Raw genomic sequence first — 9,522 nt, 5'->3', positions numbered from 1 at the left:
GTCCGTGACCAGGCCCTCGTCGCTGCCGCGCCCCCGTCGCGTGCGCCGCGGGACACGACGCGGGGAACCCGCCGCGCCAGGGTGTGTGCCCAAGGTCCGCCACCTCCTGTGAGGCCAGCGGCTTGAGGTGCTTGACGTACGAGGCGCGCCACGCCCCGGAGGAGATCTCGTCCTTGATGGCGTCGCATATGGCGTGCTTCAGTTCGGGCTCGTTCTGGGCCAGCCCCACGCCGTACTCCTCGGTCCCGAAGGGGACGCCCAGCAGCCGCAGTTGCCCGGTGTGCTGCGCGCGGTATCCGGCCAGGATGATGTCGTCGGTGGAGACGGCGTCGACCTTCCCCGCCAGCAGCTGGCCGACGCACAGCCCGTACGAGGTCTGCTGCTCGGTCCGTATCTGCGGGTACTCCTTGCGGAGCCGCTCGGCCGGCGTCGAGTCGGTGACGGTGCAGACGTGACGGCCGAAGAGGTCCTGCACGCTGTGGACGGGGGCGTCCTCGCGGACGAGGAAGTCCTGGCCGGCCTGGTAGTAGGGGCCCGCGAAGTCGACGGACTTCTTGCGTTCCTCCGTGATGGAGTAGCTCGCCACTATGAAGTCGACGTACCCGGCGCGCAGGAAGTACTCGCGCGACTGGGTGTCCACGACCGTGAACTGCACCTTGTCGAAGCCCAGATGCCTGGCGATGGCCCTCGCGAGGTCGATGTCGAACCCCTCGTACCCGTCCTTGGCGGTGCTGGAGGCCTCGCTGAGGCCCGGCTGGTCCTTCTTGACGCCGACCACGAGGTAGCCGCGGTCGCGCGCCGTCCGGTAGGTCGGCGAGGAGGAGAGGTCGGGGCCGTCGTCCCCCAGCCGGTCGACGGCGAACCACCCGCCCGCGGCCAGGACCGCGAGGGCGACCCCGCCCGCCGCCAGCGCGTACCAGCGTCGCCGGGAGGGGCGCGGTCGCGGGGGCCGCGGATCCTGCGACGGGGCCACGGAGTCGGGAACCTGCTGTGCGGTGCCGCCGGACCCGTCCGTCCGCGTGGCGTCCGGGTCGTAGTCCGGGTAGACGCCGACCGGGAACTGCGGGGTCTCCTGGGCCACGTGCTGCAGCAACTGCTCGGTGCGCTCCGCCGACAGCCGCGCCCCCGGTTCCTTGACCAGCAGCCCGTCGATCAGCGGGCGCAGCGGCCCCGCGTGCGCCGTCGGCGGCACCTCGGCCGTGCGGACGGCCTCCAGCACCTCGTACGGCGTCGGGCCGCGGAAGGGGGCCCGGCCCTCGACCATCTCGTAGAGGGTGACGCCCAGCGACCACAGGTCGGAGGCGGGCGTGGGCGGCAGCCGGTTGGCCAGCTCCGGTGCCAGGTACTGCGGGGTGCCGACGGTCTCGTGGACCCGCGTCACCTGGGCCGCGCCCTCGAAGGTGGCGATCCCGAAGTCCATGAGCACCGCCCGCCCGTCCCGGCGGAACAGGATGTTGTGCGGCTTCACGTCCCGGTGCAGCACCCCGGCCGCGTGCACCGCGCGCAGTCCGCGCAGCACCTCCAGGCCGATCCGCGCCGCCTGCAGCGCCGGGATCCGGCCCTGCTCGCGCAACTGGTCCGCCAAGGAGTGCGGGTTGACCTGCTCCATGACGATCCAGACCTGGCCGTCGGCCTCGATCACGTCGTGCACGGCGACCACGTGCTCGTGCCCGATCCGGGCGATGGCCTGCGCCTCCCGGCGCGCCCGCTCCACCCACTGTGCCTGCGTCTCCGGGTCCAGCGCGCCCCGGAACAGCAGCTCCTTGACGGCGACCTGACGGCCGAGCCGGTTGTCGTAGGCCTCCCACACCACGCCCATGCCGCCGCGCCCCAACTGCCGGCGCAGTTCGTAGCGGCCGTCGACGAGGGTGTGCGGCATCCCCCCAGTACTCATGCGTGTTCCCCCATCGGTACGTGGTCCGCTACAGGTTAGGGGGCTCTGACGGTGATGAACATCGTCCCCGGGGTGGTGGACGATCACATGTCGGGCGCAATGGTCCGTACCGGTCCAGGGCTCAGGGCTTCACGGACTGGTAGTAGCGCTCGGCGCCGGCGTGCAGCCTCAGCGGGTCGGTGAAGACCGCCGTCCGCAGGTCCATCAGCTGCGCGGCGTGCACCTCCTGACCGATCCGGTCACGACTGTCGATCACCGTGCGGGTGAGGCGCTCCACCAGCCCGGTGTCCGTCCGGTCCGTGGTGATCAGCAGGTTGGCCACGGCGATCGTCTGCACCGCGCGGCCTCCCTGGACCATGGGGTACGCGTCCGCCGGCATGACGGCCTGCCGGTAGTAGGCCGACTCGTCGCTCTCGGCGTGCAGCCGGGCCACCAGGTCGCCGAGTTGCACCAGCTTCACGTTGGTGGTCTCCGCCAGGTTCGCGATGGTCTTGGTCGGCAGTCCGCCCGACCAGAAGAACGCGTCCAGCTTCCCCTGGCGCAGCATCTCCGGCGCCCGGTCGATGCCGACCGTCCGGCGCCGCACGTCCCCGGGCTCCCCGAGGTCCGCCGCCTCGAGCAGCCGCTGGGCTATCAGGCTCACCCCGGAGCTGGGCTGGCCGATCCCCACCCGCAGTCCGCGCAGGTCCTTCGCCGACCTCACGGGCGAGTCGGCGGGCACCACGAGCTGCATGTAGTCGTCGTACAGCCGGGCGCAGGCACGCAGCCGCCCCGCGCCCGGGCCGTCGTAGTCGGCGACGGCGTCGGCCGCGGCGATCGCGAAGTGGGCCTTGCCGGTCGCCACCCGCCGGACGTTGTCCACGGACCCCTCGGACCGCACCAGGCGCACCGGCACCCCGGGCAGGTCGGTGTGCAGGTAGGGCTGGAGCCGCTTGCCGTACGTGTCGTACACGCCGTTGCGCACACCGGTGGCGAAGTCGACCCGGTCCTTCGGGTACGACGGCCCGTCGGAGGGCAGCACCCACCACAGCAGCAGCGCGACCGCCGCCGCCACCGCCAGCACGGCCTGCACTGCCCTGCGTCTGCCGATACGGGGGAACTCCATCCCCGCGATAGTGCCAGGCCCGGCGCCGCGCTGGCCAGTGCCCTCCGGCCGCGTCCGGTCACCGCAGGTGACGGCCCGCCCCGCGGGGAACACTCGTCCCAGGGCGCACCCCGCCCGAAGGGAGGCCCCGCCATGGGACGCAACGTGAGCTGGACGGTGGGCGACCTCGTCGTGCACCGCGTCGACGAGACCACGCTGCCCGCGGCGACCGGACGGCGGCTGCTGCCCGCCGCGACCCCGCAGGTGGTGGCGGCGGCGCCGTGGCTGCGGCCGGACTTCGCCGCCCCCGACGGCACGCTCCGGCTGGCCACCCACACCTTCGCCGTGGTGGCCGGCGGCCTGCGCGTCCTGGTGGACACCGGGATCGGCAACGGCAAGACCCGGTCCGACCCCGCGTGGCACCGGCTCGCCACCGACTACCCGCGGCGGCTGGCGGAGGCGGGCTTCCCGCCGCACGCCGTGGACCTGGTGATCCTCACCCACCTGCACACCGACCACGTCGGCTGGAACACCCGTGACGACGGCGGCACCTGGGTGCCCGCCTTCCCCCGCGCCCGTTACCTGGTCTCCCGTGCCGAATGGGACCACTGGGCGGGCACGGACCTGGACGACGACCACCGGCAGGTCTTCCGCGACTCGGTGCTGCCGGTCCGCGACGCCGGACTGCTCGACCTGGCCGACGTCGCCGACGCCCCCGTGGAGGCCGCCCCCGGCATCCGTCTCCTGGCGGTGCCCGGGCACACCCCGGGGCAGGTCGCGGTGGAGCTGCACGGTGCCGGGCGGTCCGCGCTGGTCACCGGCGACAGCTTCCACCACCCCGTGCAGATCGCCGACCCCGCGATCACCAGCACCGCCGACTCCGACGCGGCCCTGGCCGTGCGCACCCGCCGCGCGCTGCTCAGCGCGTACGCGGGTACGGACACCCTGCTGCTCGGCACCCACTTCCCGCCCCCCACCGCGGGAAGCGTCGTCCCGGGGGCGGGCGGCCACCGCCTCCTCGCCGAGCCACCCGGCACCTGATGCGGCGGGCGCCGCCCGGTGCCGCCCGGCGCCGTCCGCGCGGGGGCGGGCGCGGGCACGAGCGCGCGCGGCGCGCCCTTACCCTGGATGGGTGCAGCGTGAAGAGCAGGATGTGAAGAGCTACGAGATCCGCACCTACGGGTGCCAGATGAACGTCCACGACTCCGAGCGGCTGGCAGGCCTCCTGGAGGCGGCCGGCTACGTCCGCGCGCCCAAGGACGAGGACGGCACGGTGTCCGCAGATGTCGTCGTCTTCAACACCTGCGCGGTCCGGGAGAACGCCGACAACCGCCTGTACGGCAACCTCGGCCGCCTGGCGCCGCAGAAGGCCGCCCGGCCGGGCATGCAGATCGCCGTCGGCGGCTGCCTGGCGCAGAAGGACCGGGACACGATCGTCAAGAAGGCCCCCTGGGTCGACGTCGTCTTCGGCACCCACAACATCGGCAGCCTCCCCGTGCTGCTGGAGCGCGCCAGGATCGCGGAAGAGGCGCAGGTCGAGATCGCCGAGTCGCTGGAGACCTTCCCGTCCACGCTGCCGACGCGGCGCGAGTCGGCCTACGCGGCGTGGGTGTCGATCTCGGTCGGCTGCAACAACACCTGCACCTTCTGCATCGTCCCCGCGCTGCGCGGCAAGGAGAAGGACCGCCGCCCCGGCGACATCCTCGCCGAGGTCGAGGCGCTGGTCGCCGAGGGCGTCACCGAGGTCACCCTGCTCGGCCAGAACGTCAACGCCTACGGCTCCGACATCGGCGACCGCGAGGCCTTCAGCAAGCTGCTGCGCGCCTGCGGGAAGATCGACGGCCTGGAGCGGGTCCGCTTCACCTCGCCCCACCCGCGCGACTTCACCGACGACGTGATCGCGGCCATGGCCGAGACCCCGAACGTGATGCACCAGCTGCACATGCCGCTGCAGTCCGGCTCCGACGCCGTGCTGCGCGCGATGCGCCGCTCGTACCGGCAGGACCGCTACCTCGGCATCATCGAGAAGGTGCGCGCGGCCATGCCGGACGCCGCCATCTCCACCGACATCATCGTGGGCTTCCCCGGCGAGACCGAGGAGGACTTCGAGCAGACGCTGCACGTCGTCCGCGAGGCGCGCTTCGCGCAGGCCTTCACCTTCCAGTACTCCAAGCGCCCGGGCACGCCCGCCGCCGAGATGGAGGGGCAGGTGCCGAAGGCGGTCGTCCAGGAGCGCTACGAGCGGCTGGTCGCGCTGCAGGAGGAGATCTCCTGGGCCGAGAACAAGAAGCAGGTCGGCCGCGTCCTGGAGGTGCTGGTCGCCGAGGGCGAGGGCCGCAAGGACGACGCCACGCACCGCCTGTCCGGCCGCGCCCCCGACAACCGCCTGGTGCACTTCGCGCCGCCCGCCGAGCCGGTCCGCCCCGGGGACATGGTCATGGCGGAGATCACCTACGCCGCGCCGCACCACCTGCTCGCCGAGAGCCCGGCCTTCGGCGTCCGCCGCACTGCGGCGGGCGACGCCTGGGAGCGGCGTACCTCGGCCGCGGCGGCCAAGCCCGCGGGTGTCATGCTGGGCCTGCCGACGATCGGCGCGCCCGTTCCCGCAGCGGCGGTCGCCGCGCCGGGCTGCGGCTGCGACTGACGGAGCGGGGTCCGCGAGGACCGCGGAGACGAGGGGGGACACGGATGGCTCGTTGGGGGCTCTTCGCCGAGGAGACCGTGGGCAGCGGCGACGCCAGGCGCTGGGAGTTCGAGCTCCTCGGCCACGCCGAGGGCACGCGCGAGGAGGCGCTGGGCAAGCTGGAGGAGGCGGCGCTGGCCTACCGGCCCAGCAAGCCGTTCAGCGTGCGGCGCAGCTGGCTGTACCGCTCGGGGGAGGGGTTCGTCCAGGTCAACGAGGGTGTGACCACGACCTACATCTGCCGTTTCACGGTCGCCGAGCTGGTCCGCGACAGCAAGGACCCGAAGGTCGCCGCCACGGCCGAGCCCTGGGACCGCGTGCCCGAGGGCTTCTGAGACGGCGGACGGTAGGGTTCCGATCATGCTGGTCGCCGCCGCCGTCTGCCCCTGTCCGCCGCTGCTCGTGCCCGACGTCGCGTCGGGCGCGGCGCCGGAACTGGACCCGCTGCGCGCCGCCTGCGCCGACGCGTTGGCCGTGCTGGCCGCCGCGCGTGCCGATCTGCTGGTCGTGGTGGGTGCCGCGGACTCCGCGCACGTCTGGGAAGGCGGCGGTACGGGCTCGCTGCGCCCGTACGGCGTCAACCTGACGGTGCGGCTCGGCGACGGCAGCGACCCCGAGCCCCTGGCCCCGTCGCTGACGCTCGCGGCCTGGCTCCTGACGCAGGCGGGCTCCGCGGCGCCCCTGCACGCCTGCGCCGTGCCCGCGCACGCGCCGGCGGCCAGGATGCTGGAGCTGGGACAGGGACTGGCGGGGCTGGCCGACCGGGTGACGCTGCTGGTCATGGGCGACGGCACCACGTCCCGCACGCTCAAGGCTCCCGGCTACCTCGACGAGCGGGCCGAGCCCTTCGACGCGTCCGTGGCGCGCGCCCTCGGTGCCGCCGACACCGGGGCGCTGGCGGCCCTGGACGCACGGCTCGCCACCGACCTGGGGGCGGCAGGCCGCGCCCCGTGGCAGGTCCTGGCCGGCGCCGCGGACGGCGCCGGGCTCGGTGGCCAACTGCTGTACGACCAGGCGCCCTACGGCGTCGGCTACTTCGTGGCGGCCTGGTCGTAGACCGGCCGGTCCCCGGGGTCCGGGACCGTCCTCAGGGCGTGCCCTTGGAGCCGCCCTCCTTGAGGTGCTCCATGGCGTCCTTCGTCTTGTCCACGCCCTTGTGGATCTTCCCGCTGTACTTGTGCTTGGTCTTCTCGTCGACCGTGCGCGCGACCTTGTCCAGGCGGGAGCCGATCGACTCGCCGTGGTGCTCCATGAAGTCGCCGGCCTTCGCGCCGGCCCTGGCCTTGGCGTGCTCGGCCTTGGCCTTCAGCGTGTCCTTGAAGCTCATGCGTCACCGTCTCCCGTGGATGCCTTTGCCGGAAATGACCCCTTTCCCGTAAAGATCTTACCCGTCCACCGGTGAATCCGCGCCGCCGGAATTTGCGAAACTGTGCACGTGAGAATCGACGTCCCCCACGTGATCGCCGTCGTCGGCCCCACCGCGGCCGGCAAGTCCGACCTCGGAGTCGCCCTTGCGCAGGCCCTCGACGGCGAGGTGGTCAACGCGGATTCCATGCAGCTCTACCGCGGCATGGACATCGGCACCGCCAAGCTCACCGAGGACGAGCGGCAGGGCGTGCCGCACCACCTGCTCGACATGTGGGACGTCACCCAGGCCGCCAGCGTCGCCGAGTACCAGCGCCTCGCCCGCGCCGAGATCGACCGGCTGCTGGCCGCCGGTCGCACCCCCGTGCTCGTCGGCGGCTCGGGGCTCTACGTGCGCGCCGCCATCGACGCCCTGGAGTTCCCCGGCACCGACCCGCAGGTGCGCGCCCGGCTGGAGGCCGAGCTCGACACGCTCGGCTCCGGCCCGTTGCACGCCCGCCTGGCCGCCGTGGACCCGGAGGCGGCCCGCGCGATCCTGCCCAGCAACGGCCGGCGGATCGTCCGCGCGCTGGAGGTCGTGGAGATCACCGGCCGCCCCTTCACCGCGAACCTGCCCGGGCACGACTCCGTGTACGACACCGTCCAGATCGGCGTCGACGTCCCCCGCCCGGAGCTCGACGAACGCATCACGCTGCGGGTCGACCGCATGTGGGAGGCCGGACTGGTCGGCGAGGTGGCCGCCCTGGAGACGGCCGGCCTGCGCGAGGGGCGCACGGCCTCCCGGGCGCTCGGCTACCAGCAGGTGCTGGCCGCGCTGGCCGGGGAGTGCACGGACGCGGAGGCGCGCGCCGAGACCGTCCGGGCCACCAAACGCTTCGCGCGCCGGCAGGACTCGTGGTTCCGCCGGGACGGCCGGGTGCACTGGCTGGCGGGCCGTGGACAGGAACTGGTCGGCCAGGCGCTCGCCCTGCTCGGCCCCGCCCGGTCGGGCGGTCACAGCCTGATCACGTGATGGCATCGGGACGCCCCAGCGGCACTTGACGCCTCTTCGAGCGTGCCATCATCGAGCATCGGAGCTACGGTGTCGGACTTCTTGGGAGGGCGCGTGGCGATGGAAGCCGGCCCTCGCAACGGACCGCAGCCGGAACACACCGAGCGCACCTCTGGCGAGGAGCTCGAGCCGCGCGACCGGCTCGTGGTGGACGGCCCCCTGGAGGACCCACTGGACGGGCAGACCCTCGCGGAGGAGGAGCAGTCCTTCCGCGAGCTGCGTCCCGAGCGGCGCCTGCGCGCGTGGCAGCTCGCCCCGATTGTCGCCCTCGGCGTGCTCGGCTCGCTCATGTTCGCCTTCCCGCTGGCCTTCGAGACCGGCGACGGCGGTGCCGTCGTCGCGATGCTCGGCCTCCTGCTGGGCTGCTGCGCCGCGGGCTGGGGGATCATGGCCGCCCGGCGGGTCGGCTACACCTGGCCGGGGCTGCCGGCCCGCGGCTCCGGCCGCCGCCCGGACTGGCGCTTCGTGGCGCTGTACGCGGCGATCACGGTGGTGCTGACGCTGCTCGCCTTCTGGCGGGTCGCCCGTCTGCGCTGACCCGTAGACTCGGCGCATGACCAGCGCAGCACCGCAGGGCCTGCCCTTCCTCAAGGGGCACGGCACGGAGAACGACTTCGTGATCATCCCCGACCCCGACGGGGCCCTCGACCTGACCGCGGGGACCGTCGCGCGCCTGTGCGACCGCCGCGCCGGGATCGGCGGCGACGGGGTGCTGCGGGTCGTGCGGTCGGCGAAGCACCCGGAGGCCGCGGCCATGGCCGCCGAGGCCGAGTGGTTCATGGACTACCGCAACAGTGACGGCAGCATTGCGGAGATGTGCGGCAACGGCGTGCGGGTCTTCGCCCACTACCTCCGGCGCGCCGGTCTCACCGGTGCCGGGGACGTCGCCGTGGCGACCCGCGCCGGCGTGCGCCGGGTGCACATCGACAAGGACGGCGACATCACCGTCGACATGGGCCGCGCCGCGCTCCCCGCCGGCGAGGTCGAGGTGGCGGTCGGCGAGCGCAGCTGGCCCGCCCGCAACGTGAACATGGGCAACCCGCACGCCGTCGCCTTCGTCGACGACCTCGCCGACGCCGGCAAGCTGCTGGACCCCCCGGCCCACACGCCTGCGGCGGCCTACCCGGACGGTGTGAACGTGGAGTTCGTCGTCGACCGGGGGGAGCGCCACGTCGCCATGCGGGTCCACGAGCGCGGCTCCGGCGAGACCCGTTCCTGCGGCACCGGGGCCTGCGCCGTCATGGTCGCCGCGGCCCGGCGCGACGGCCGCGACCCGGCCGTCACCGGCCGTCCCGAGACGTACCGCGTCGACCTGCCGGGCGGCACCCTGGTGATCACCGAACGTCCCGACGGCACCGTCGAGATGACCGGTCCCGCCGTGATCGTCGCCGAGGGCGTCATCGATCCGGCCTGGCTCGGCGACGGCGGCTGAGGATACCCGCTCC

The 9,522-nt window shown here is 73.6% G+C and carries 10 protein-coding genes; 7 read left to right on the top strand and 3 right to left on the bottom strand.

The features are described from left to right. Together ABZ312_RS41210 and ABZ312_RS41205 are read right to left on the bottom strand one after the other, a co-directional pair. A partial coding sequence (locus tag ABZ312_RS41210; protein ID WP_500439918.1) for a bifunctional serine/threonine-protein kinase/glutamate ABC transporter substrate-binding protein occupies positions 1 to 1,894 on the bottom strand: 1,894 nt, incomplete at its 3' end. 121 nt (positions 1,895 to 2,015) lie between these two features. Beyond that, positions 2,016 to 2,999 carry a TAXI family TRAP transporter solute-binding subunit gene (locus tag ABZ312_RS41205; protein ID WP_500329045.1) on the bottom strand — a complete coding sequence of 328 codons (984 nt, stop codon included), beginning with the start codon at positions 2,997 to 2,999 and terminating at the stop codon, positions 2,016 to 2,018. 132 nt (positions 3,000 to 3,131) lie between these two features. Between ABZ312_RS41205 and ABZ312_RS41200 the strand changes: the two genes are divergently transcribed. The 4 genes from ABZ312_RS41200 (at position 3,132) to ABZ312_RS41185 (ending at position 6,717) form a co-directional block, all read left to right on the top strand. After that, positions 3,132 to 4,019: an MBL fold metallo-hydrolase gene (locus ABZ312_RS41200; protein ID WP_500329044.1), complete on the top strand. Its 888-nt coding sequence runs from the start codon at positions 3,132 to 3,134 to the stop codon at positions 4,017 to 4,019. Between the two features lie 112 nt (positions 4,020 to 4,131). After that, positions 4,132 to 5,622, top strand: coding sequence for a tRNA (N6-isopentenyl adenosine(37)-C2)-methylthiotransferase MiaB (gene miaB, locus ABZ312_RS41195; protein WP_500329091.1), 1,491 nt, complete (start codon positions 4,132 to 4,134; stop codon positions 5,620 to 5,622). A 44-nt stretch (positions 5,623 to 5,666) separates the two neighbouring features. Further along, positions 5,667 to 5,996: a hypothetical protein gene (locus ABZ312_RS41190; protein ID WP_499514407.1), complete on the top strand. Its 330-nt coding sequence runs from the start codon at positions 5,667 to 5,669 to the stop codon at positions 5,994 to 5,996. Positions 5,997 to 6,021: 25 nt separating this feature from the next. Beyond that, positions 6,022 to 6,717: a class III extradiol ring-cleavage dioxygenase family protein gene (locus tag ABZ312_RS41185; RefSeq protein ID WP_500329043.1), complete on the top strand. Its 696-nt coding sequence runs from the start codon at positions 6,022 to 6,024 to the stop codon at positions 6,715 to 6,717. A gap of 31 nt (positions 6,718 to 6,748) precedes the next feature. Here the strand turns inward: ABZ312_RS41185 and ABZ312_RS41180 are convergent, their stop codons facing one another. Continuing rightward, positions 6,749 to 6,988 (bottom strand): antitoxin, encoded by a 240-nt coding sequence (locus tag ABZ312_RS41180; protein ID WP_499514409.1) that lies wholly within the window; start codon positions 6,986 to 6,988, stop codon positions 6,749 to 6,751. Between the two features lie 108 nt (positions 6,989 to 7,096). Here ABZ312_RS41180 and miaA point away from each other — a divergent pair, with 108 nt between their 5' ends. The 3 genes from miaA to dapF all read left to right on the top strand — a co-directional run bounded on the left by miaA (position 7,097) and on the right by dapF (position 9,509). Next, positions 7,097 to 8,038, top strand: a complete 942-nt coding sequence (gene miaA / locus ABZ312_RS41175; RefSeq protein ID WP_500359611.1) for a tRNA (adenosine(37)-N6)-dimethylallyltransferase MiaA — start codon at positions 7,097 to 7,099, stop codon at positions 8,036 to 8,038. 99 nt (positions 8,039 to 8,137) lie between these two features. Then, on the top strand, positions 8,138 to 8,614 hold the full coding sequence (locus ABZ312_RS41170) for a hypothetical protein (protein WP_500329041.1): 477 nt from the start codon (positions 8,138 to 8,140) through the stop codon (positions 8,612 to 8,614). 16 nt (positions 8,615 to 8,630) lie between these two features. Continuing rightward, entirely contained in the window at positions 8,631 to 9,509 is an 879-nt protein-coding gene (gene dapF, locus ABZ312_RS41165) for a diaminopimelate epimerase (protein WP_499514411.1), read from the top strand. The last annotated feature ends 13 nt before the right edge of the window (positions 9,510 to 9,522 follow it).

It is taken from the genome of Streptomyces sp. NPDC006207, assembly GCF_040613835.1.
Taxonomy (GTDB): Bacteria; Actinomycetota; Actinomycetes; order Streptomycetales; family Streptomycetaceae; genus Actinacidiphila.
This window is presented reverse-complemented; position numbering and strand designations above follow the sequence as displayed.

Coding starts and splice junctions, on each gene's coding strand:
- ABZ312_RS41205 (WP_500329045.1), bottom strand. CDS start 2,999: ATGGAGTTCCCCCGTATCGGCAGACGCAGGGCAGTGCAGGCCGTGCTG.
- ABZ312_RS41200 (WP_500329044.1), top strand. CDS start 3,132: ATGGGACGCAACGTGAGCTGGACGGTGGGCGACCTCGTCGTGCACCGC.
- ABZ312_RS41190 (WP_499514407.1), top strand. CDS start 5,667: ATGGCTCGTTGGGGGCTCTTCGCCGAGGAGACCGTGGGCAGCGGCGAC.
- ABZ312_RS41185 (WP_500329043.1), top strand. CDS start 6,022: ATGCTGGTCGCCGCCGCCGTCTGCCCCTGTCCGCCGCTGCTCGTGCCC.
- ABZ312_RS41180 (WP_499514409.1), bottom strand. CDS start 6,988: ATGAGCTTCAAGGACACGCTGAAGGCCAAGGCCGAGCACGCCAAGGCC.
- ABZ312_RS41170 (WP_500329041.1), top strand. CDS start 8,138: ATGGAAGCCGGCCCTCGCAACGGACCGCAGCCGGAACACACCGAGCGC.
- dapF (WP_499514411.1), top strand. CDS start 8,631: ATGACCAGCGCAGCACCGCAGGGCCTGCCCTTCCTCAAGGGGCACGGC.